We start from the raw sequence: 23,111 nt of genomic DNA on the forward strand, positions 1-23,111 counted from the left end.
CCAGAAGAGGGATGTCGATGTGATGCACGGGACCATACCCGCAGGAGATCAGGAATGCATGCAGCCATCATAGCTGAAGATTTCGCCGGAATGAGATCCCAGGGGCGAGGGCTGGCAGAGCGGACGGGTTTTTCGTGGGAGTTCCATCCTGTCATCACCAACAGGGGAAGGCTGGTCTCACGTCTGTCCGTCCGTTTCTGGCCGCATTCTCTGGGTCTTTTTGCCCCATTCAGCCTTTCTTCTGCAACCCGTCTCATCATCAGCGTGGGTGGAAAGGGCGGCGTGGCCGGGGCGGCTCTCGGAAAACGGTACGGTCTGCCAGTAGTGCAGATACAGCACCCACGAGCGAAACTCTCCCCCTTTGCTCTTGTCGTGGCCAGTCAGCATGACCGGCTTGAGGGGCCGAATGTGCTTTCAGTCCGTACAGCCATGCATGATGTTACACCGGCCCGTCTGGAAGAAGCTGGCAAGCTGTGGAAGGATCGTGTCCGGGCAGGGGCAGAAAAGGTGTTGGGGGTGCTTCTGGGTGGCTCCAATGGGCGGTACAGGTTGGAAGAGGCCGAAGCTGCGGTCCTGTCGGAGAAGCTGGCCGGTTTCATGCAGGTAACTGGTGTTCGCTGCGTGCTGACACCATCCAGACGGACATCACGGCAGGCTTTGGAGGTGCTGCGGGAGCGCCTGATGCCTCTGGGGGGTGTCGTGATGGAAGGAAAAGGGAATGAGAATCCTTATATGGGACTGCTGGCCTGCGCTGATGCTCTGGCTGTGACGCAGGATAGTGTATCCATGATCTCCGAAGCAGTGGCGACGGATCGCCCTGTCTGTATTCTGCCATTGAAGGGTCGGTCTTCAAGGCTTGAGAGGTTCGTCGAGATACTTGAAAAAGAGGGACGTGTGCAGTCTTCTTTAAGAAACGTTTCGTTTTCTCCTTGTAAAAGACTTGACGATACTTCTCTGGCAGCAGAAGAAATACATCGCCGTATTCAGTTCAATCAGGAAGGATGACCCAATGCTGGATATCAAGACATTTGGCCCGCAGGGGGGGAACGTCCTTTATAAGGCTTTGTCTCACCCTCTGGTTGTAGAGGGAATGAAAGAGCTGGAGCAGACGCTTCAGCACTGCTCTCTTGCCGTTTATGACCCGGAGGGGTACCTGCCGACAGTATGCGGGCTGTATCCTGCTCTTCAGCCTTCCGTCATCCTGACGCATGATAGCGAGCAGGTCGGGCAGCCTGATGGATTTGGCGGGCAGAAAAAGGCTGTCGTCCACATTGCCGAGATTGATGCGGATGCGGTCCTGGCCCTGTCTTTTGATGATACCAGGATGCGGTCCCGTCTTGGGGGATTTCTCGGAGGGAAGCCTCTTCATACTCTGGGGGATGCACGGTTGCCGGATAAATTTCTGCCTTACCGGCGGCCTTATCTGGACAAATGCAATTTTGCGACCAATTTTGCCTTTTTCCGGGAGACTGAACAGTTCAGCACCAGGCTGGTTACGGCGAATTATTGGTCGAATTATGGTGCAGAAACGATCCGCTATTGGTTGCGGCTCTTTGATGTTACTGGTCACGTTCTGGCTGAATGGTTTGAGGAGGTGGAAGAGGCTGATGCGGGTGTAGTGATTGACAGCCGCACGGTGAAGAAACAGTTTGGCCTGCCAGATTTTGTTGGACAGCTTTTCATTCATGTCATCGGGGCGAAAGGCCATGATGTCGTGAAATATGCGCTGGACAGTTTTGGCCGGAATGGTGATCCCAGCCTGTCTGTTACCCATGATGCCAATGCCTGGCCTTCCATGCGCTTTGCCACATTGCCAGCTCCAGACGACGAGGAGACGGTCCGCCTCTGGATACAGAACAGTCATGGCACGGCCATTCCGTCAGGGGCGATCACGCTGAACCCGATGGGCGAGGAAGAGCATCGTGCGGTAAAGCAGGTTATCGGACCTTATGAGACGGTCGCTGTTGATGTGGGAGCGTTGTTTCCTGATCTGGAATGGCCAGCCCAGCTTGAACTTCGTTCCGGGCAGCATCTGGTGCGGCCCCGCTACGAGGTTGTGCAGAGGGGCCGGACCCGTATTGCCCATATGAATGTTGAGCGTGCCGATCTGCTGCCGGACCCGGCAATCCGCACGATGTCCCCGTTGCTTGGGCGTGGTTTCGTTCTGCCTTTTCCGGTGCCGGACCCGGCTGTCTATACGAGTTTCGTCCAGCCGACCCCCATGTCGGAAGCCCTGGAGAGCCTGCCGATGAGGCTGGATCTGTTTGATGAAGCAGGCCAGAGCTGTGGCAGTCATTTTCTGGGTAATCTGCCCCGGAATCATCAGGGAGCCGTGGCCCTGCATGAACTGATGAATCAGCCCGGTCATGCGGAGCTGGTCTATGATTTCCGTGATGGGGGGGAGGGAGATGGCTGGCCTCATGCGCTGATGCGTTATCGCCATATCGGGACAGATCATGCCGCCGAAACCAGTTTTGGTGGACATATTTTCAACACCATGATGACCTGGCGGAATGAGCCGCAGTCTTATGCAGGTCCACCGCCGGGCCTGACCACCCGGCTGTTCCTGAAGCTGGGGCAGAAGCTTGATGGTGTTACCCTGAAAAGCTTCTGCCATCTGATCTATCCCACGTCCCTGCGGGATGGGCGTCAGCCTTCCAGGACCTGTCTGCATCTTCACGCTGCCAATGGGGCTGAAGTGGCGCAGGAGACCATCAGTATTCAGCCTTCCGGTTCCTGGCTTCTGAAGCCTCATGAGCTTTTTGATGCGGAGCTGTTACAGAAGGCAGGAGAGGGGGGGTATGTTCTCATACGGGACCTGACCTGCCGTCTGTTCGGGTATCATGGGCTGGAGAATGGCGTTGGGAGTTTCTCTCTGGATCACATGTTTGGTTTTTGAGAGGGTTATTGAAATAATCTGTACCGTTCTCCCTTATTGCTCTTGCAAGTGCCGGGGGAGAGCGGTATAAGGCGCTCATCCAAAGAGACGGATGCGTAGCTCAGCGGTAGAGCACTGCCTTCACACGGCAGGGGTCACAGGTTCAATCCCTGTCGCATCCACCATGGCTTTCCTGAAAAGATGTCGTTTTTCGCTTTTGCAGTTGTTTTGCTGCCTTATTGTTTTTAATTGACGGTGACTTTGTGTCGTCATTTTTAAAATGACAGCTTTTGGTTGAACTGACCGGATTTCGTTTTGTCGGTATTGTTCTTGCCCAATTCCACGAGATAAAATTTATCACATTTTATTTTTGTCCATTCCTGTTTGCAGAATGATGAAAAATGTACGGAACGTTCTTTGTCGTGATGCGATGGTATACGCTTGGAAGATAGGGTGATCATGCGTAGCCTGTATCTGAGGGATTGAACTGTCCTGTTGTGGTCCCCACTTTCAAAGATGGTTGGATGTCTGCAAGTGGATGGAGGGGTTATGCTGTATACGCACGTTGTCATCGGGACGAATGATCTGCCACGGGCCAAGGCTTTCTACGATGCCCTTTTCAACGTTCTTGGAGGGCAGGCCCTTGGGGAACTGATGGGTAAGCTGCTTTACGAGAAGGATGGTCAGATGTTCATGGTTGGGCGCCCCATTGATGGGCAGCCTGCCACAGCTGCGAATGGCTTTACTCTTGGTTTTGCCCTTTCGAGCGTGGAGGCGGTGGAGGCTTGGCACAGGGTTGGTGTTGAGCATGGTGGAACCGCAATAGAAGACGCACCTGGCGTGCGGACCATCGGAGGCAGGAAATATTTCATGGCCTATCTCCGGGACCCCGATGGCAATAAGCTTTGTGCCCGTCACGATATGTGAACGTGGGATAATTGCAGGGGGGGCGGGAATTACTGCGAGTCCCGTGGGTATGATTGATTGGATCATACGAGGCTCCTGTGTATGTGAGGTTTTTTCTTTTCCTTCAGTGTGTTCTGATGAAGGAAAACAGGAGGAGATAGCCATGTCTTTATCATCCAGGCTGGCCCGTATGTTTCTGCTGGGAGGAATGGCCATTGGGGCCTGTACTTCTTCCATAGGGTTCGCTGCTTCGGGAAATACCACGGCTCAGCAGGGAGGGCTGAAGCAGATAACGGCGCCGTTTTCTGGTTCTGTGAGTCCTGCAGGAGCGGTGGAGGACAACAGTACGGGGAAGATCATCGGAGAAGTTGATCGGACCGGTGTCGTGTATGACAATACGGGCACGGTGGTAGGGTCGATCGATTCGAAGGGAATCGTACGGAATGCCAAGGGGGTGGCTGTGGCTCAGGTTGCACAGAACAACCGTCTTGCCGGGATAGCGTTTCTTCTGGGCAGGTAAGTTCTGTTCTCTGATTTACCCTGCCCGGTTTATGGGGCAGGGTGAGTCCGTGCCATTTCGGATAGAATGTCCGTGATGTCTTTCTGTACTTTTTCAAAATGGCGGTTGGGTTGTAACGTCTGTAGGTTCAGGTAGCAGGCACGGTTGATTTCCACCTGCAGGGTCTGCCGATTTTCTTCCATCTGGCCGTATCTGCCCGTTATGTAGCCGCCCGAGTAGGGTGTGTTTCGCTGGACATGGTACCCTTTCTCGAGGAAAAGGTGCTCCACTAGGCTGATAAGTCTGTCGGAGCAGGTTTTCCCATGCCTGTTCCCCAGGACGACATCACAGGGGCGGGACTGTGCCAGTGGTGGCATGGAATGGATGTCCAGCAGGATGGAAGCGCCAAACTGTGCGTGCAGTGTTTTCTGCGTCTGCTGGAGCGCTGTATGGTATGGCTCCCAATATTGTGAAAGGCGATGTCCCGCCTCTTCGAGAGGCAGGCAATAGCGGTAGATGCTCTTGCCTGGCGATGTGCAGCGGGGAATGACACCATAACCTGCGCTGACTTTCGTGCTGAGGATGAGGTCCTTCTCAATGAGAGGAGGAGAAAACATGGTGGCATCCAGTTCTCTCCAGTCCCGGTTTACATCGCAGAAACTGCGAGGAAACAGGGCCTGCACGAGGCTCAGGCCATTCTCAGGGGCATATTGAAGGAGCTGATCGGTGAATCGGTCCTCCATGCGTTCCAGCTCTGTCATGGGCAGGACGGCCATTTCCAGGAAATGCTGGGGGTAATTGCGCCCTGAATGTGGAGAGGAAAGCAGGAAGGGTGTCCGCTTCCGGCAGGAAGGAAGATGGATCCCGACAGTGGAAGACGGGCGGGCAGTGTTGGTGCATGGAAGTTTCTGATTTTTTTTCACAATAAAGGCTTGCCACAATCCATAGGCTGAGGTAAACACCATTTCACACCAGACGGGGGCGCATAGCTCAGCGGTAGAGCACTACCTTGACATGGTAGGGGTCACAGGTTCAATCCCTGTTGCGCCCACCACCCCTCTGGTGATTACCTCCCTGAAAATATGCTTGAAGTGCAGGTGGCTGTATAGCCATCTTCTTTCTATTCTAGCGAAAATTTCACTTAGCCTGTAGATTTTCTGGTACGCGCAGAGAATGTGTATTGGTGTGGAAAGGAAGAGACCATGTTCCTGAGTCATATTGTTGTGGGATCGAACGATCTGGAAAAGGCCAAGGCGTTCTATGATGCCCTGTTCGGTGTCATGGGAGCTGATTTCTGCCCGCAGGATAATCCGGACAGGATCGTGTACCAGAAGGATGGGCAGATATTCATCATCACACGTCCGATCAACGGGGAGGCTGCTACGGCTGCCAATGGCGGTACGGTTGGTCTCGGCCTGTCGTCTCCCGAGGATGTACGCAGGTGGCATGAAGCTGGCATCAGGGCAGGGGGAACAGCTGTTGAAAATCCGCCAGGTGAGCGTGTGGTGATGGGCATGAAGCTTTATCTGGCCTATCTTCGTGACCCAGATGGAAACAAGCTCTGTGCGTTTCATAAAATGTAACGGGTAATTCAGACCGGATTATTCGGTTTTCGTGAAATGGCCGCATCTCCTGGAACGGGGGATGCGGCCATTTTTGTTCATGCCATGATAAAAATGCAGCCCATCCATACAGTTGCCATGATGAAACTGGACTGCGCCTTATCTGATTTTAACTTATTGTAAAATAAGAATTTTATTTTTAAGATAAATTTTATTTATTGCCTTTCTTGCCTTCAAAAATAATTCCTTTCCCAAGGTTAATTGCAATTACCCCGTCTGGAGTCTTAACTTCGGGGAAACGAAGCGGGAAGCAATGGAATTTTCCGTTCGTCACCAGCCTTTGTAATCGTGCGGGGCTGCTTACTTGAGTGAAAAGGATATATTCATAATGAGCTCTCACTCACCACATAAACCAGTAAATGCAGGTCGTCGGCATGTTCTTGGAGCACTCGGTGCTTCTATTCTGGCTGGCGGCGCTGGCAAGGCTGTGGCCCAGTCTCTCGGTTTCCCCGCACCGCCTGCCGGGCTGGGCAAACGCCCGTATCCGAATCTGCTTCGCCCGATGAATGATGGTCCCCGCAAATTTGGCTATGCCATCGTGGGTCTTGGCAAATATGCCGTCAATCAGATCCTGCCGGCTTTTGCCGAGTGTGAATATGCCAAGGTGACGGCGCTGGTCAGCGGCGACATCAACAAGGCCCGTCGTCTGGGCAAGCATTACGGGATCGAGGAATCGCACCTCTACACCTACGACAATTTTGACAAGATTGCGCAGGACCCGGAGGTTGACGCCGTTTACATCATCCTGCCCAACTCCCTGCATGCCGACTTCACGGAGCGTTCTTTCCGTGCCGGCAAGCATGTGCTGTGTGAGAAGCCGATGGCCGTCACGGTCGAAGAGTGTCAGCGCATGATTGCTGCCGGCAAGAAGGCTGGCAAGAAGCTCATGATTGGCTATCGCTGCCACTTTGATCCCGTTACGCACAAGGCTATCGAGCTGGCCCGTACCAGCATTGGCAAGCCGCAGATCATTACCACGGATAACGGTGACAATACCGACCCGACGGATCCGACCTACCAGTGGCGTCTGACCCGCTCCCTGTCTGGTGGTGGTGCGCTGATGGATCTGGGCATCTATGGCGTCAACGGTTCACGCTACATGCTGAATGAAGATCCAATCGAGGTCCAGGCCACCATCATGCCGCCGTCTGACCCGATGTTCCGTGAGATCGACGAGACCATCGTCTGGATCATGAAGTACCGTTCCGGTGCCGTGGCACATGGCAGCGCCTCCTTCAACGTGAATGCCATGTCCCGCTTCAACCTTCAGGGGACGGACGCCTCCCTGCGGATGGACCCGGCCACGAGTTACTGGTGCAACAGTGTCAGCCACTGCACCACTGGTGACACGCATACATGGTCCACCCCGATGTTCACCATCCCGGCCCTGAACCAGTTCTCTGCACAGCTGGATCATCTGGCCATCAGCGTTGCCAACAATACGCCGCTGGCAGCCACGGGTGAGGAAGGGATGCAGGATGTCCGTCTGATTCAGGCCATGTATCAGTCTGCCCATTCTGGCAGCCGCCCGGTTTCCACCGATTGGGGTGATTGGCGCAAGACCATCTGATCATTTCGATTGGATGTCATGCAGGAGGGGAGGCCGCATTTATGCGGCCTCTCTTTTTTGTATCGGCAGGATCAGGCCGCAGTGGCGTCCAGCCAGCCCTGGAGCATGTAAGCGGCGGCCATCTTGTCCACGACCTCGCCACGCCTCTTGCGGGTCATGTCGGCTTCCTGAACGAGGAAACGGTTTACGGCACTGGACGAAAGCCTCTCATCCCACAGGCAGGCAGGCAGGCCCAGCCGCTCACTAAGGTCATTGGCCCAGTCACTGGCGGCACGTGCCGCCGGGCCAAAGCTGCCATCCAGTGAAAGTGGAAGGCCGACCACAATCCCGCCAATTTCATGTTTACGACAGAGGGTCTGAAACTGGGGAACCATCTGCTTCATTTTACCACGGGCCAGCACGGTCAGGGGGGAGGCCAGCATGAGAGCAGTGTCGGAGAGCGCCACGCCAATCTGTTTGCTGCCGGGGTCCAGCCCCAAGATGGAATGTGCTGCAGGGAGCTGATTACGCAGGTCATGTGGATTGAATAGTGTCATGGCAAAGGGGTATGATCGCTTCCATGGCCGTAATAGGCTGATGTGATTGATGTCTGAAAGCAGGATTATACATGTCGCTTGATGCGAAAACAGTGGCAAAAATGGCCAGGCTGGCAAGGGTTGGCCTCTCGGAAGAGCAGGTTCACACCTATCAGAAAGAGATGCAGGGGATCATTGGCTGGGTTGACCAGCTCAATGAGGTTGATGTGACCGACGTTCCACCGATGATTGGAACTGGTTTGGCCCAGCCACGTCTGCGGGACGATCAGGTGACAGATGGCAACTGTCGGGACAAGGTGCTCTCCAACGCACCGGACCGTGAAGGCCCCTTCTATACCGTGCCGAAGGTGGTGGAATGATGAGCAGCATTTTTGATCATACTCTTGCTTCTGCCCGTGAGGCTCTCCGGTCCCGCAAGATTTCTGCCGTCGAGCTGGTCGATGCCCATATTGATGCCATTGAACGTCTTGATGGTGGGCTGAACAGCTTCATCACCCGCACGCCCGAGCAGGCCCGTCTGGCCGCCAAAGAAGCGGATGCCCTTCTGGCGAAGGGAGAAGGTGGAAGCCTCTGTGGCCTGCCCATCGGGATCAAGGACCTTTTCGCAACGGAAGGCGTTCGTACGACGGCTGCCAGCAAGATTCTGGGTAATTTTGTGCCGCCTTACGAAAGCACAGTGACAGCGAACCTGAAGCGTGATGGGGCCATTTCGCTGGGCAAACTGAATCTTGATGAATTCGCCATGGGCTCCACGAACCTGACCTCTGCTTTTGGTGGTGTGGAAAATCCGTGGAAGCGTCGTGATTCCGATGCAAAGCTTGTGCCGGGTGGCTCTTCTGGCGGGTCCGCTGCTGCTGTGGCGGCAGGGCTTGTTCTGGGAGCGACCGGGACGGATACGGGCGGTTCTATCCGTCAGCCTGCGGCTTTCTGCGGTATTACGGGAATCAAGCCGACCTATGGCCGCTGCTCCCGGTTTGGGACGATCGCCTTTGCCAGCTCTCTGGATCAGGCGGGGCCGATGGCCCGTACCCTTCAGGACTGTGCCATTCTTCTTGAATCCATGGCAGGGTTCGACCCCAAGGATTCCACCAGCGTGAACAGGCCCGTCCCACATTATGAGGCGGCTCTTGGACGTGGCGTGAAGGGGCTGAAGGTCGGTATTCCAAAGGAATATCGCATCGATGGTCTGCCTGCCGAGATTGAAGCCATCTGGCAGCAGGGGATCAACTGGCTGAAAGAGGCTGGCGCCGAAGTGGTGGACATTTCCCTGCCGCATACGAAGTATGGTCTGCCAGCCTATTACATTGCCGCTCTGGCAGAGGCATCCTCCAACCTCGCCCGGTATGATGGTGTCCGCTTTGGGGAGCGTGTCAGCGGTGCGTCTCTGGATGCACTTTATGAAGCCACCCGTGCTGCCGGATTTGGGGATGAGGTGAAGCGCCGTATCCTGCTGGGCACCTATGTGCTGTCTTCCGGCTATTACGATGCTTACTATCTTCGTGCCCAGAAGGTTCGTACGCTGCTCCAGCGTGACTTCCTGAAGGCGTATGAAACGGTTGATGTCATCCTAGCCCCAACGGCTCCTTCCGGGGCTTTTGCCTGGGATGAAAAGCCGACCGATCCGGTTCAGGTCTATCTGAATGACGTCTTTACGGTGCCGGCCAGCATGGCAGGCGTGCCGGCCCTGTCCGTTCCGGCCGGGCTGGATGGCCGTGGCGTGCCGCTCGGGCTCCAGCTGATCGGCCGTTTCTTTGATGAAGAAACGCTGCTGGCCGCCGGCTCCGTTCTGGAGCGGGCCGCTTCCTTTACCCATCGTCCCACCATTCATGCAGGGGTGTCAGCATGAGCGCATATCGTATCACGGGTGAAACTGGCGAATGGGAAGTCATTGTCGGGCTGGAGGTCCATGCCCAGATTGTCAGCCAGTCCAAGCTGTTCTCTGGTGCCTCTGCGGAATATGGCGGGGAGCCCAACACGCACGTCAGCTTGGTTGATGCCGGTTTTCCCGGCATGTTGCCTGTCCTGAACCGTGAGTGTGTGGCACAGGCCGTACGGACGGGCCTTGGGTTGCGGGCACAGATCAATCTTTTCAGCCGCTTTGACCGGAAGAACTATTTCTACGCTGATCTTCCGACGGGCTATCAGATCAGCCAGTTTGAGCATCCGATCGTTGGTAAGGGCACGGTCGAGATCGAACTTTCTGATGGTGAGATCCGCCATATTGGCGTGACCCGCATGCACATGGAACAGGATGCAGGCAAGTCCATTCACGATCAGGACCCGACACGCTCTTTCATCGATCTGAACCGTGCGGGTGTTGCTCTCATGGAGATCGTGAGTGAGCCGGATATCCGCTCTCCGGAAGAGGCTGGGGCTTACCTCCGCAAGCTGCGTCAGATTCTCCGTTATCTGGGGACGTGTGACGGCAACATGGAGGAAGGCTCCATGCGTGCGGATGTGAACGTTTCCGTCCGCCGTGAGGGGGAAGAAGGGTATCGCACGCGCTGCGAGATTAAGAACGTCAATTCCGTACGTTTTGTCATGCAGGCGATCGAGGTCGAGGCGCAGCGCCAGGTGGACATCTGGGAGTCTGGTGGAGAGATCGATCAGGAGACCCGTCTTTTCGACCATGTGAAGAGCGAGACACGGTCTCTGCGGACGAAGGAGGATGCGCATGATTACCGCTACTTCCCGGAGCCGGATCTTCTTCCGCTGGTCATCGAGCAGTCTTGGGTTGATGAGCTGAAGGCTGCCTTGCCGGAACTTCCAGAGGACAAGCGTGCCCGTCTGGAAAAAGAATATGGCGTGTCCCGCTATGAGTCTGGCGTGCTGACGGCGGAGCAGTCCGTTGCGGATTTTTACGAGACGGTTGCCCGTGGGGCTGACGCCCGTCTGGCCACGAACTGGATTCTGGGTGACTTCTTCGCCGCATTGAACCGTACGGGGCGCAGCATCGAGGATAGTCCTGTTTCTGCCGAGGCCCTGCGTGAGCTTCTGTCCCTGATCAGTGATTCCACCATCAACGGGAAGATTGCCAAGGAAGTCTTCGAGGACATGGTGGAGACGGGGGAGAAGCCCTCTGTCATCGTGGATCGCAAGGGCCTGCGGCAGGTGACCGACACGGGAGCCATTGAGGCAGCCATCAGTGATATTCTGGCAGCCAATGCGGACAAGGTGGAGGAGTACAGGAGCGGCAAGGACAAGCTCTTCGGCTTCTTTGTCGGACAGACGATGAAGGCGATGAAAGGGAAGGCAAATCCTGCCATGGTGAACGAGCTGCTGAAGAAGCTGCTTGCCTCCTGAAAATTATGAAAAAGAGTGTTGTAGGGGGTTTACGTCAACGTCATTTCCCCCTACAAACACTCCTGCAAACGCCGTGTGAAAACCGTTTACAGCGGAGGGGTGGCCGAGAGGCTGAAGGCGGCGGTTTGCTAAACCGTTATACGGGTAACTCCCGTATCGTGGGTTCGAATCCCATCCCCTCCGCCACGGTTCTCTCAGAAAATAGCAAAAAATTGGATGATCGTGTAACGGTTTTAGGTCCGTTTATCGTGCTTGTCTCAGTCGTGCTGTGGGGAATTTTGAGGGGGCTCAGAATGAGCTGTAATTCCCCAGCAGGCCGCATTTTCCCGCAGGGTATAATCGAGATCAGCCGCTTGGATGTGGACGTTCTTCAGCTCTGGGTGAGCCACCGTCTCTGCATAGGCACTCCGTTGCTGTTCTATCGTAGGTGTTCGCAGGTTGAGGCAACTGCTGGCGGATGTGGACCTCGCTGCACCCTCCTAGCAGGGTGAGGCCACAGGTCTGTACTAGAGCGTATGGGACGTACAACCAGAGAAGGTTTTCACTGGCCCTCGGTCTGTGGCGTACTGGCTGCTGCCTCGTCTATGCGGACCATGGTTGCGTTCTGGGCATTGGCCTCACCGGCAATGATGAGGGACAGGCCCTGAAGCGTTGTCGGCTGGCGCAGCCAGTGCAGGGGCTTCATGCTGCGGCTTCCTGCACTCCGGCCACCCTGTCGATCAGCGGGCCATAGGGATTTTTCCCGTTTTCCATGAGAATGATGGCCCTCATCAGACCCGCCACGAGATGTGGCGTGAAGGGTCCGAGCTTCTGGTCCGGTGTGACGCCGAGGGCATGGGACACGCCTTCAATGTAGCTGGCCGTGTCGTTCTCGCTGGGAGGCGCCCATTTGCCGATGATGCCCGCCACCGTGTCCAGACCATTCCTCTGGTTGTAGCGCAGCAGCTGGCCTCGCAGGGCCATCAGCCCGGCTTCAGGTGTTGCGAACACGGCAAAGCGTGGATGAACGCCCTTTTCGAGATGCGCCCCGGCCTGTCCGACATAGTTCAGATTGCCCGGATTGTTGTTTCGGATACCCCGTACTTCCATGGGTTTTACCCTCCGATGTGGAAAATCTTCATGATGATGGCGAGGATAATCCCTCCCGCTCCTGACCCACCGGCAATGAACATGCTGCGCCATGAGTTGCCGTGCCTGACCTGGGACAGTATCTGTTCCAGCATCTGCTGCTGGCTGGCCTGCCTGTCCTTGACAACGGCCATATCTGTCTCGATCTCTCGAATGTCCTTCTTGATCTCCAGCCCTTCGGCACGGGTCAGATACTGGTCATTCATGGATGTTTCGCTCCAGTCCCGGAGGCATCCACCCATGCACTTCCATTGAAGAAGACGGGCTGACCCGTCCCGGCGCAATCCGTGCAGAAGAAGGCCGTGCCAACTGGTACCGAAAGAGGCAGGGCGGAATAGGGGCGGGCGGTCAGACTTACTCCATCAGCTGCCCCAAAGGTCATGATACCACGAGCCGCCGGTGGGAGCTGACCGCCATCAAAAATCCCGTGCTGGGCAGGAGGAACGGCGATGCTGTCTGCAAAAGCCGTTCCAGCCATCAGGGATGCAAGAAGTGCTAGTGTGAAGCGCATGAATGTCCATCTCCATCATCATGACGGACAGATCATCATGCGTTTGTAATTCGGGCGTGTCTTCAGCGCCCATAGGGGCTCCATGTTGGCGATACGAGGAAGCCCTGCCCCTGACTGCGCTGGACGAGCTTTTCATAACGGGCCGTGTAACCGGGATTTATCATGTCCTGCAGGCGGTAGATCACGCCATATTTCAGGGCTGCATTGATGCCCGGAAGATTGCCGAACGGTATCTGCCCGGAGGCAAAGCGGACGAGATCGGCCAGATAGGTGCGGGCCTTCTCGGCGTCAGGGCTGCCGACCAGCTCGTCACGGGTGGCGGTGAATATCCCGGCCAGTTTCGTGATATCGGAGATGGTCGGCCCAGCCAGTGTTTCCAGCGTCGTGTTCCCCATGCGGCTCATCTGGCCGAAGAGGAAGTCCCCATAAATCCCGGCACCCCCGCCCTGGGCCATGGCCGACATCCATGTGCGAACATCGCCTGCATCCCGTGGTTCTTTCCCGGCCAGAATGGCCTTGGCCTGCATGGCGACGTATCCCAGCACGGTCGTGGCTGCGATCATGTGGATGATACCGGGAAGGTCCATCCCGTTGCGTTTCACCTCACGCTGATAGAAGCGGCGGATATATGAGGCCGGGAAGCTCTTGAACTGGAGCATAAGCCGTGCAGCCTGTCCGAGCAGCGGGTTCACGTCATCCAGCCGGTTGCTGATGCCCCGGAAGGTCGCCTGCGTGCGGGCATCGGGTTCCGTCATGCCCTCCCGTGTCTGGTCGGTGATGTAGGCATAGAGCTTTCGGGTCAGACTGTCCCGCACGTCATCGGCTGTTTGGCCTTTTTCGATGAGGGGAGCCACGGCATCGTCAGACAGGCGTCCCATCTCGCTGGGCAGGATATGGTCTTCTCCAGCGGCTGTCCGCACGGCCTGCCGCATCACGTCCCATTCCGGTCGGGTGATGCCGAAGCGTTGCAGGCTGGCCCGCAGCTTTCCATCAAGGGCCTTATATGACAGACCGGCATTCCGCCCCAGATTGTGGGAGAGCATCAGGCCGATGCCCTCGGACAGGCTGTCCGTCCAGTATTGCAGCCCGTTGATGCGGTAGAATTTGTTGATGAGGTCGCTCATCTTTCCCAGTGGGGCATCATTGGCGGAAAAGCGGCTCATGACGGATCCAAGATGCCCCTGCAGCCCCACGCCCAGCAGCCGGGCGATCTCTTTGCGCTCTGCCGGGTTTTTGCTGCTCAGGCCCGGAGCAAGGGCTTTCAGGCTGTTCCAGTAGCTTTCCAGCAGCGGGACGCCATTGTGTCTCAGCACGGCGGCATTGATGGCCAGATCGGGCAGGGAGGAGATCATCACGCCGCCCAGTTTCGTGATCTGGTTCCACGCATGGGCGTAGGCCCCGATGGTTTCCACCGTCTTGTTGGCCGGCTGTCTGGCCCGGCCTGTCACGATGTCCAGCAGGGCACTGCGCTCCAGCCTGCGGAGCCTGTCCACCATTCTGGCATCAGCCCTCTCACGGGCGGCCTGCACGCTTTCCTCGATCATGCTGCGGAACATGTTCTCAGGGTTCGTGCCCAGATCGCCCATTACGGCGGCGTTGCGTGCCCCACTGATGAGGCCCTTGAAGATGCTGTCCACCACATGGCCCTGGCCGAACTTCCTGTTGTAGGCCAGCCAACCATCGGCATCTTTGAAATGCAGCACACGGTTCTGACTGACCTTCTTGGCTCTGTTTGATGTGCCTTTGAAGCCGGAAAGCCAGTCCCGCCCGTTGGCGTTATCATGCTCACCGGTGGAGAGGTTCAGCCAGACATTGCGGAGGAAATCTTCCTTCGACTGCTTGGCGGGCATCATCTCGAAAGTACGGTCATCCAGCAGGGGGAGGATGGTGTCCCGCCAGTTCTGGTAGGCCCGGTCCGACCCATCGCCCCGTATCTTCCACATGTCGTGGCTCTGGCGGGTGACGTAGTGGTCGGCCTTGCCAATCCAGGCGCCTTGCCTGTTCTGCATCAGCCGCACTGTGTCCTGATATTCAGACAGAATGCGGGCGGCCTCGGCAGCCAGCTTATTGCCCGTTGGTGCCCCGGATTTCGGGTCATCCAGACGCCACATCTCACGGGCCACATCGGCATCAAACTGTTCATCACGCTTCAGCAGGGCCTTGAAGACGCCTGCCTTGTCCAGATCATGCATGAGAGGGCCGAGAAGCTGGGCAGTGCGGGCGTGGCTGCTGGCATCCACAGAGAGGGCGGCGCCATTCTCCCCGGTCTGCTTCCCGGCAAGGATGCCTTCAAGGGATGCTGCTTCATCGCCGGGCACGATGCGGCGGCGCAGTTCGGCCCTGACGATGAGGTTTTTCTTGCGGGCATTGGCCTCTATGATGGCGGCCAGACGTTCCTCATCGGCCATGCGGGCACCGGCCTTCTCCAGTGCCTCCCGAGGGGACAGACCCTGCTTCATGTAGCGTCCGGCTTCCTTCTCCAGCCGCCCGAACATCTCGTCAAGCTCTGCCTTGGACATTTCACGGCCAGCGGCTTTCTCGGCTTCGTTGTAGCACGGGTTCTCGTGGGTCATGGGGCTTTCCTTGTAAGGCAGGCGGCGGCGGAGGTGAGGGCATCGGCATTGCCATCGGAGAGATCCTTTTCACGGCGGATCTCTGCCAGTTCTTCAGGGCTTATCTGATCGCCTAGGGTGGCAAGCTGACGGTCTATCTGGTCAGAGTAGGTTTGTGCTTCGATAATGGATTTATCTTGACTTTGGGGAGAGTGATTCCCATTATCCAAAATGTCGCTGTGACGGATACCGTCATCACGGCCATGCCCGTCAGCCTTTGGAGGCATGGGTCCGGTGGGTCCGGCATCTCTGCTGTGGGGATGCGGTGGGGTGTGGTCCCCACTAAGCAGCGATTTTCCTTCGATGTATTTTCTCTCAAACATTCCTGCCGTGGCAACGCGGTAATAACCATCCTCTTTCATGAGATGGAGGACGGCCACTTTGTGCAGGCTTTTTTCTTCGGCATTTTCCCCCATATGGGCGATAATGTAAGATCCGGTGGCGTTATTCCGCTTTGGACGGTCACGCCTGATTTCTGTTGCATTCCCAAGAACATGACGAACAAAGTCATCAACGTTGGTGAAGCCAAGCGCTCTTATCTCGTTTCCATGTCTGGCTTCGATATGAAGTCTTCCATGCCCCCCACCAATATCTATGCCTTCCTTGTTAAGCCTGACGGTATGCTTCCCATCAGCAATGATAGTTGGCCAGGCTGGCGTATCTTTCATGCCAGCTGGCATATGCCAAATTATATTAGGATGATCCCCAGCCGCTGAAAGGTCCAGATGCTCAATACCGCTGGTCGGGAGTGGGGAAACATCCTGGCCCTGTTCCGGGCTGGGGGCTGTTTCCCTCTGGGCTGCAAGACCGGCACGGCTCTGCGTGACCTCATGATCTTCATGACCATGGAGGTTTCTCATGATGGCTTCTGCCGCATCCTGCTGGATGGCATCGAGCCGCTGCCTTGCGTTCTGATAGGCCTCTTCCACATGGCCCTGCCAGCTGGCGTCGTGGCCTTTTCCCCGTTCTGCCTCGATGAGGCGCAGGGCCTGCTCCACGGCATCTTCCGGGCTGCCCTTCTTCAGGATGGAGCCAGCGAGATCGTAAAGGTCCAGCCCTTCAAGGCCTGAATCAAGATGCTGGGCATAGCGGCCCAGACGCTGGCGGGTGAGGGCATGGAGAAGCTCCTGCTTTGCCCCGATGCGCTCCATGTGGGTGGCACGGCCATGGTCCAGCATGTCCGCATACCGCTCCCATGTGGCATGGCCGGATACCCGCAGGGCATCCTCCATGGCAGCATCTGGGTGCATGCCGGACAGGATGGCCTCCGTGGCATGGGCATGCTCTTCCGGTGTGAGGGTGATGTCTGCCGCCCGGGCCGCTGCATCAGCATCATCGGCAGCCTGTTCCCGGTGATGTTCCTCCAGGGCGGCAGTATCCGTTCCGTTTCCGGCCAGCCTGCCATCAGGGAACACCTTGCGCCCGTGGCTTTCTTCCACCATGGCATCCAGAAGGTCGTTGATGTCGGCATCGGGCCTGAGATAGCCGTGCTCTATGGCCCGTTCCCGTGCCGTATCCAGAGACATGCCCCCATTGCGGCGCACAAGGCCGATGCGCTGGCGGTGGATGTCATTGGCCCGCAGCTCGCCGCCTTCATCCAGCACCCCACCGTGGCGGGTCAGGAAGGTGAAGAGGGATGGAGCTGATGGCGGCTTCCCGGTCGGCATGGCAGGCTGGGGCGCAGCAGCATCTGGCTGCTCCGGCTCATCATCGGGACGCTCATACAGGGCCGCCTCATCCAGCGTGTCAGCATGGCTCTGCCGGAGCTGGGACAGGTCATCAGCAATCCTGTCCCGCAGGGGAGGTTGAGACACTGTTTCATCAGGCTCGGCACCATGCCCGGCCATGGTGCGGTCAAGCCCGTCTCTGGCGTTCTGGACCTCATGGATGTTCAGCAGGCTCTCGGCATTGCCGGGACTGTCGCTGGCCATGGAAGCGAGACCATCGGCCAGAACCTGCCCCCTGGCACTGGTTCCGGCCCGCTCGAGACGCCGTCCAAAGGCATGGCCCAGACCATGCAGGCCACCCCCCATGATGCTGCCGAAGCCGATGTCCCGGAGGGCCTGACCCATGCTCCAGTCATTGTGCTCGTCACGGTCCAGATACATGTTGAGCGGCTCGAGGGCCGCCATGCCGATGGCACCCTGGCTGGCACCCTGTACCACACGTCCCGGCAGGCTGCCGGAGAGGGCCGCCCCGGCACGGCGGTTCAGCCCTTCGGCACTGAGCAGACCGTCCGCCACACGCTCCATGCCCAATCCCTCGGCACGGGCAGCGGCACTGCCAAGGGCGAGACCGATGCGCTCCTCCCCAAGGCCCGGGATCAGGGCGGCGGCATAGTTGATGGGGTCCAGAAAAGCAGGGGCAGCCCCGGCAACGGTATTCAGGGTGCCGCTGATGATGCCGTCAGGCCCGTTGCGGATGGTGTTCTGCCGGATGAGGTCAGCCTGCTTCTCATCATTGAGGGTCTGGGCAAGTGCAGAAGAAACAGGCCTGTCGAAGTTCAGAACACCCCTGATGCCATAGCGGGCATTGGCATCTTCCGGGCTTAGGGTATCGCCTTCGGTGCTTTTCGTCTCATGGCGCAGCCAGTCACCGATGCGGACGACCGGCATGTCATTGATGCCCGCCATGACGGATGCACCAAGCGACTGTTCAAGGGACGACTGCTGCCCTGCCAGTCCTTCATCCTGAACGCTCCTGAGCGTGTTCAGTCCGCCTGAAAATAATGACATATGCCCTCCCTGTGGCGGGAGAGCATGTCAGGGGTTTGTAATTCTGGTGTATCTCAGCTCCCCAGCTCCACGTCCACGCTGATGCTGGTGACGGTCACGGGAAGAGGCTGGTCGGTCTGGAGGATGAAGCTGCCCTTCTGGGTCCAGTTGGGCGTTGGTATCCGCATGGTCAGGCCGGAGATGAGGGCGGGACCGGTGTCTTTCTTCTGGTAGGGATTGGGTGCTGACGGCCCGGCGGCGGCACCCTGACCATCCAGCCCGTGGAATGTCTTTCCATCGTCTGTGGAGACGCTCAGGCCGGAGCTGTTGTAGAGCGAGGCATAGACCTTGCTGACCCGCTTGCGCCGGGCGAACTGTGGAGGGTTTCCGAGATCCAGCGGCAGGGTGACGGCCCGTGCATGGATGGGCAGCCCGACCGTGACCACGCTGCCGGGCCGTGGCAGGGTGAGGGTGCCGTCATTCCCCACCGTCAGCCCCGTGAAGCCCCGCCCGTCAATGCAGGCTGACACGGTTGCTCCCGCCAGATGACCCAGCCCGGAGACGGTGCCGGTGTCCTTCCCCTCATAGCGCAGGCCGCAGTCCACAAACCATGAGCGGGTGATGTCGTCATTCTCCATCCCCAGCTGACGGGACTGGATGCGCTCGATGGTGTAGCTCTGCCGCCCAGCAAGGCTGCGCTTCACCACCACATAGGGCGTGTCCTCGATGGCCCCGTAGCCATTCTCCTCCGGCACGACCGCAACGGACTGGAAGGCCCCGCCCTCCGTCCTGTGCTGGTGCCATGCCATGACGTTCTGTTCCTTCAGGTAGGTCATGCCGAGCATCGTGCCGTCAGACCGCACGGCCCAGATCAGGTTGAAGGGGAACTGGGCGAAGGACCAGTCTGATATCGTGTAGCCATAGAAGAGATGGTCAGCCAGAACGGAGAGGTCATTGCCCTGATAGATCTGTGCGTACCAGTCATATTGCAGGTCACGGATATGGCTGCCCTTGTTTTCGATGAACAGAACGTCAGTATTGATGGGCAGGGGCTGCACGTCCGAGCTTCCCACGAACATCTGCGGTATGGCGGTGAAGTTGCTGGGCGTGATGGGCGTGCCGGTCTGGCCGCCGGAGATCTTCCAGATGCCCGTTCCGGTAAAAGCCAGAAGGTCCGCCATCGGTACCAGATGCTTGATGGTGTTGACCTGCTGGCTGGCAATGGTAGCCGTTATGGCGTCATCGGAGACGACCGGCGTGTGAATGTCGAAATTGGTATAGTTAGCCGAGCGGCTCATCCATACCGTCTGGGGGTAGGCGAGAGATCCGGCAAAGACCCGCCTTTGCTGGAAATAGGTGACGGAAACCGGGTTGTTATTGCCATCAAAGGGGTTGCGATGGGCGGGCGGTCCGTTCTCGGTATCGGGAGCGTAATTCACATCGTCAAAGCTGAGGGACGTGGTGTTGCCGATCAGCCCCCACTGTCCGGCAAAGCGGCGATAGACGTTGTAATAGTCCGCTCCCGTCACGGCAGGCCATGAGAGCGTGTTGTAGTTCCCGTAATTCGTGTAGTAGCCGATGTTGTAGTTGGTCACGAACCTGCCGACCTCGACCGGTATCTGTGACGTGACCGTGCTGGTCCTGCCAGTCACAGGGTCAGTGACGGTCTGGGTCTGGGTGGTCATTTCCGTCTGGGACGGCGCCAGCGTGGCGTTGCTCTCCGTGTTCCTCTCATTGGAGACGGAGGTGACGGCATATTCATACGTCACCTTTGATACGCCTGGTGTCGTGCCCGTATTGGCGGCATTGCCTTCCACGGCAGAGGCCAGAAGTGATGAAGGTGCCTCTATCCCGGCATTGTAGGAGATCACATCCAGCGTCCAGTCCAGCTCCCCATGGCGGGAGAGGTTCATGGCCGGATAGCCGGAATGGGTCAGGGTCATCACGTCGGCAGACTGGGCATGGCGCAGCCAGAAGGCGTCTTCGATGCTGTAAGGTGTGGCCAGCTCATAGGGGCTGCCATCGGCATTGGCCAGATAGGCCCCGTTGCTGATGAAGCGGAGATAGCGGTCGCCAAACTCCAGCACATAGGACTGGGTATTGTTGTAGATGAAGGCGATCAGCTTCGGTGGGGGACCTGAGGCATCGGCCTTTGACGTGCCGACATACTGTGTGCCGGGGCGGTTTGAGATGCCGCCCTGCACATGTACGAAGAAATTGGTCAGCTCGGCGGCACCGGAATGCCATTTCTCCATGTCGGCCCTGTATCCGACCAATGGAGCCATCACGCCGCCGCTGAAGGAGCTGAACCATGTCAGGCCGACCTGCGGGCCAGAAGGAGACTGTGACATCAGGGCCTCCATCCGTAGAGGCTGACATCCTGCCCGGGGAAGACGACCCAGACCCGGTGCACACCTGTCGGGGACTGGATGATCTGTGTCTGGATGCTGTCGACATTCCCGCCCTTTGACTGTGGCACGGTCAGCCTGGCCAGCACGGGTCCGTCCTGACTGTCGAGACGGAACTCCATCACCCCGCCATGCTGGCTGTATGTGACGGCGGCCAGGGATGAGACGCCCTGTCCGAAGTCGATGCCATCCCAGTAGATGCTCCTGCCACAGCAGCCATGCACGGTTGCGGCCACACGCCCTCCCATGCCGTTGGGTGACCATGAGGGGGTACCACCCCGGATGAGGTCACTGGCGGTGCCGTCCAGCGTCCAGTCCGTCCGGTTTTTCAGGGTGTTGCCCTCGACCCACGCAATGCCGCTGGTCTTGAGGGACGGAATGGTGAACGTGGCCGTGTAGACGGGGTTGCCGAACCCGTCATTGCCGGACGTGCCCACGCTGTAGGAGAGGAGCTGCGGGAATCCATGATTGTAGTCCGGTGCAGCATACCATGCCTGCCCGGTCGGCCTGCCGCCATAGAGCTGCATGGTGACCCGGATGTTTTTCTGCTCGACCGGGCTGTGGGTTCCATCCGGGTCGTCGATGCGGTTGTCCTTCAGCCCGACCAGATTGGTCAGGGAGACACCTTCCGCCACGCCGGCCCTATCCCACGTGTGATAATAGATTTTCCCGGCATTGCCATCGGATGCCCCGATGTTCTGGCCGGAGCTGTCCGAGATGAAGACGATGTCCGGCGTGTCCACGGAATGGCCCCGCAGCAGGTCCCGGAAGGCAACGAACCAGTTGTAGTAATCCGCCATGAACTGCTGGAGGTCGGCTCCCATTTTCAGGGTAGGGCGGGAGAAGAAGGGTCCGGGGATGAGGTGGTCGATGTCCCCCAGCATCAGCTCCGACGCCCCCGAGACGGCGACCTGCCCCAGAAGGAGCTCGATGCCGGGACTGCTGGCCGGGCAGACCTTCTGGCCACCGTCATCCTCCGGGTTGCAGAAAGGCACGGTGTCGCCACTCAGGGCCTTGTCCGGTTCCAGGGATCCGCTCATGACCTGCTGGGGGTAATAGACGACGATGAGGGGGCGGCTGGTCCATTCATGCGCCTGCTCCATCAGCCCGTTGAAGGAGGGAAAATAGGCATTGTCTCCGAACTCCGGGTGAGGCTCGACATAGAGGTTGCAGCTGTTGCCCCGCACGGCCTCGTCCTGAAGGTTCCATGTGGATACCTGGTTGATGTCCGTGCAGACGCCCGTTGCGGCCTGGACCTGATTGGCGAAGTCGGCGAGGTAGCTGCCGAAATCGTAGATCAGGCGGCCTTTTGCGTCATGGGCGGCCATGCCCGGATCGCCAAGCGTGTCCAGATGGACCCCATCAAAGCCCCAGCCCTTCAGGGCGGCGAGATACTGGCTGGTGATCCATTTCTGCCAGCGGCCATTGGCCGGATTTTCCTGCACGATCCCGTCGATGGCCCATCCCCAGTCTTTCCAGTTTCCGCCGATGCTGATCTGGTCGGCGACCGTGCAGGTGCCTTTCAGGCCGCACCGGTTCCGGAAGGCACCCATGCCGATGGTGACGTTGGGGTTCCGGGAAGGCCAGTCCGCATAGGCTCCGTTCCAGAGGGTATAGAGCTGGGAGAAGATTCCATGTCGGCGGAAGGCCCCGACCAGCCCGGCCGTTTCCTCACGGGTGACGGTGACGTTCTGGAGGTTCCGCCATGAGGCGGCGTCGGTGTAGGGGGCATCATGGCGGGAACCCCAGTCATAGAACTGGACGATGTTGATGTGATACTGCGCCATGTTGCGGGCGACGGCTTCGTAATCGGTGACGGACTGCATGGCCTGCGGATCGACGAAGCCCTCGATGGGGTCATCCTGGGCATGGTTGGCCACGTTGATGGCCCCGCTTGCGATATCGACCGGGTCTGAGGAAGAGCTTCCCGTCCCCGTGCACATGGCGTACCCGCTGTCGGAAGCCTGGAGGGCATTGATGGAGAGCTGGTAACCGTTGGCCACGAGGGATGGCACAGTGATGGTGAAGGTTTCCGTCTGGCTGGCCCCGTCCGGGATGCTGACATTGTGGGCGTCGATGGCCAGCAGATAGCCACGGGAGCATGTTGTGAGGTTGAGCTTGCCGTTGAAATCGGCTCCCGTGGTGTTGGTCATCTCGATGCTGATGGTGGCCCTGTCTCCGGGCTGATAGAAGGCCCTGTCATCAATCACCCTCCTGATGAGGGGGCCGCTCAGGATACCGGCATGGGCGGACCCGGCCATGCCCAGCAGCAGGGCCGTGGCGGTCAGTGTCTTTTTCATCAGTCTTCATCCTCAATCTGATACCAGCCGGACAGGCTGATGGAGGCGGCATCCTCCACGTCACGGTCCGTCACGGCGTTGGCCGGCTCACCGGTGTCCTGTCCCTTGAAAGAGAAAGTTGATG

General features: G+C 58.0%; 20 protein-coding genes and 3 tRNA genes. 13 read left to right on the forward strand and 10 right to left on the reverse strand.

Features of this window, described 5'->3' with window-relative positions; translation table 11 throughout:
• Positions 1-90 precede the first annotated feature (90 nt).
• The 5 genes from GM608_RS03865 (at position 91) to GM608_RS03885 (ending at position 4,304) form a co-directional block, all read left to right on the forward strand.
• A complete protein-coding gene (locus GM608_RS03865) occupies positions 91-1,005 on the forward strand; it encodes a mitochondrial fission ELM1 family protein (protein ID WP_333645045.1) in 915 nt (304 codons plus the stop codon).
• A gap of 4 nt (positions 1,006-1,009) precedes the next feature.
• Positions 1,010-2,899 (forward strand): hypothetical protein, encoded by a 1,890-nt coding sequence (locus GM608_RS03870; protein ID WP_333645046.1) that lies wholly within the window; start codon positions 1,010-1,012, stop codon positions 2,897-2,899.
• 89 nt (positions 2,900-2,988) lie between these two features.
• Positions 2,989-3,063 (forward strand) — tRNA-Val (locus GM608_RS03875).
• Between the two features lie 367 nt (positions 3,064-3,430).
• Positions 3,431-3,805, forward strand: a complete 375-nt coding sequence (locus GM608_RS03880) for a VOC family protein (protein WP_043561274.1) — start codon at positions 3,431-3,433, stop codon at positions 3,803-3,805.
• Positions 3,806-3,947: 142 nt separating this feature from the next.
• Positions 3,948-4,304, forward strand: a complete 357-nt coding sequence (locus GM608_RS03885; RefSeq protein WP_043560268.1) for a hypothetical protein — start codon at positions 3,948-3,950, stop codon at positions 4,302-4,304.
• Positions 4,305-4,333: 29 nt separating this feature from the next.
• Here GM608_RS03885 and GM608_RS03890 read toward each other — a convergent pair whose 3' ends face one another.
• A complete protein-coding gene (locus tag GM608_RS03890; protein ID WP_081563113.1) occupies positions 4,334-5,248 on the reverse strand; it encodes an N-formylglutamate amidohydrolase in 915 nt (304 codons plus the stop codon).
• Positions 5,249-5,262: 14 nt separating this feature from the next.
• Between GM608_RS03890 and GM608_RS03895 the strand changes: the two genes are divergently transcribed.
• The 3 genes from GM608_RS03895 (at position 5,263) to GM608_RS03905 (ending at position 7,475) form a co-directional block, all read left to right on the forward strand.
• Positions 5,263-5,337 (forward strand) — tRNA-Val (locus tag GM608_RS03895).
• Between the two features lie 148 nt (positions 5,338-5,485).
• Complete coding sequence (locus tag GM608_RS03900; protein WP_081563114.1) at positions 5,486-5,866, forward strand: VOC family protein; 381 nt, start codon at positions 5,486-5,488, stop codon at positions 5,864-5,866.
• A gap of 367 nt (positions 5,867-6,233) precedes the next feature.
• A complete protein-coding gene (locus GM608_RS03905; protein WP_052349072.1) occupies positions 6,234-7,475 on the forward strand; it encodes a Gfo/Idh/MocA family protein in 1,242 nt (413 codons plus the stop codon).
• A 71-nt stretch (positions 7,476-7,546) separates the two neighbouring features.
• On the opposite strand, the gene ruvX is transcribed toward GM608_RS03905, so the two are convergent.
• Complete coding sequence (ruvX, locus tag GM608_RS03910) at positions 7,547-8,011, reverse strand: Holliday junction resolvase RuvX (RefSeq protein ID WP_043560262.1); 465 nt, start codon at positions 8,009-8,011, stop codon at positions 7,547-7,549.
• A 71-nt stretch (positions 8,012-8,082) separates the two neighbouring features.
• Between ruvX and gatC the strand changes: the two genes are divergently transcribed.
• From gatC to GM608_RS03930, 4 genes are all read left to right on the forward strand, one after another.
• Positions 8,083-8,370, forward strand: a complete 288-nt coding sequence (gene gatC, locus GM608_RS03915; protein WP_043560260.1) for an Asp-tRNA(Asn)/Glu-tRNA(Gln) amidotransferase subunit GatC — start codon at positions 8,083-8,085, stop codon at positions 8,368-8,370.
• Entirely contained in the window at positions 8,370-9,857 is a 1,488-nt protein-coding gene (gene gatA, locus GM608_RS03920; protein ID WP_043560258.1) for an Asp-tRNA(Asn)/Glu-tRNA(Gln) amidotransferase subunit GatA, read from the forward strand. The genes gatC and gatA overlap by 1 nt, the downstream gene beginning before the upstream one ends.
• On the forward strand, positions 9,854-11,314 hold the full coding sequence (gene gatB, locus GM608_RS03925; RefSeq protein ID WP_043560255.1) for an Asp-tRNA(Asn)/Glu-tRNA(Gln) amidotransferase subunit GatB: 1,461 nt from the start codon (positions 9,854-9,856) through the stop codon (positions 11,312-11,314). Before gatA ends, gatB begins: the two co-directional genes overlap by 4 nt.
• A gap of 93 nt (positions 11,315-11,407) precedes the next feature.
• Positions 11,408-11,500: transfer RNA gene (locus GM608_RS03930), tRNA-Ser, on the forward strand.
• Positions 11,501-11,855: 355 nt separating this feature from the next.
• Here the strand turns inward: GM608_RS03930 and GM608_RS03935 are convergent.
• The 8 genes from GM608_RS03935 to GM608_RS03970 all read right to left on the reverse strand — a co-directional run bounded on the left by GM608_RS03935 (position 11,856) and on the right by GM608_RS03970 (position 22,987).
• A complete protein-coding gene (locus tag GM608_RS03935; RefSeq protein ID WP_193599779.1) occupies positions 11,856-11,999 on the reverse strand; it encodes a hypothetical protein in 144 nt (47 codons plus the stop codon).
• Positions 11,996-12,403: a structural protein P5 gene (locus GM608_RS03940; RefSeq protein WP_333645048.1), complete on the reverse strand. Its 408-nt coding sequence runs from the start codon at positions 12,401-12,403 to the stop codon at positions 11,996-11,998. The genes GM608_RS03935 and GM608_RS03940 overlap by 4 nt, the downstream gene beginning before the upstream one ends.
• A 5-nt stretch (positions 12,404-12,408) precedes the next feature.
• Entirely contained in the window at positions 12,409-12,648 is a 240-nt protein-coding gene (locus GM608_RS03945) for a hypothetical protein (RefSeq protein ID WP_086441135.1), read from the reverse strand.
• Positions 12,645-12,953, reverse strand: a complete 309-nt coding sequence (locus tag GM608_RS03950; RefSeq protein WP_333645049.1) for a hypothetical protein — start codon at positions 12,951-12,953, stop codon at positions 12,645-12,647. The genes GM608_RS03945 and GM608_RS03950 overlap by 4 nt, the downstream gene beginning before the upstream one ends.
• Positions 12,954-13,015: 62 nt before the next feature.
• Positions 13,016-15,526: a hypothetical protein gene (locus GM608_RS03955; RefSeq protein ID WP_333645050.1), complete on the reverse strand. Its 2,511-nt coding sequence runs from the start codon at positions 15,524-15,526 to the stop codon at positions 13,016-13,018.
• Positions 15,523-18,300 (reverse strand): hypothetical protein, encoded by a 2,778-nt coding sequence (locus tag GM608_RS03960; protein ID WP_333645051.1) that lies wholly within the window; start codon positions 18,298-18,300, stop codon positions 15,523-15,525. Before GM608_RS03960 ends, GM608_RS03955 begins: the two co-directional genes overlap by 4 nt.
• Positions 18,301-18,353: 53 nt before the next feature.
• Positions 18,354-20,630 (reverse strand): hypothetical protein, encoded by a 2,277-nt coding sequence (locus GM608_RS03965; RefSeq protein ID WP_333645052.1) that lies wholly within the window; start codon positions 20,628-20,630, stop codon positions 18,354-18,356.
• Positions 20,630-22,987, reverse strand: coding sequence for a glycoside hydrolase family 66 protein (locus tag GM608_RS03970; protein WP_333645053.1), 2,358 nt, complete (start codon positions 22,985-22,987; stop codon positions 20,630-20,632). Before GM608_RS03970 ends, GM608_RS03965 begins: the two co-directional genes overlap by 1 nt.
• Here GM608_RS03970 and GM608_RS03975 point away from each other — a divergent pair.
• Positions 22,975-23,109, forward strand: coding sequence for a hypothetical protein (locus GM608_RS03975; RefSeq protein WP_276830201.1), 135 nt, complete (start codon positions 22,975-22,977; stop codon positions 23,107-23,109). The two genes, GM608_RS03970 and GM608_RS03975, sit on opposite strands and share 13 nt — an antisense overlap.
• The last annotated feature ends 2 nt before the right edge of the window (positions 23,110-23,111 follow it).

This window comes from Bombella sp. ESL0380 (assembly GCF_009725805.1).
Taxonomy (GTDB): Bacteria; Pseudomonadota; Alphaproteobacteria; order Acetobacterales; family Acetobacteraceae; genus Bombella; species Bombella apis.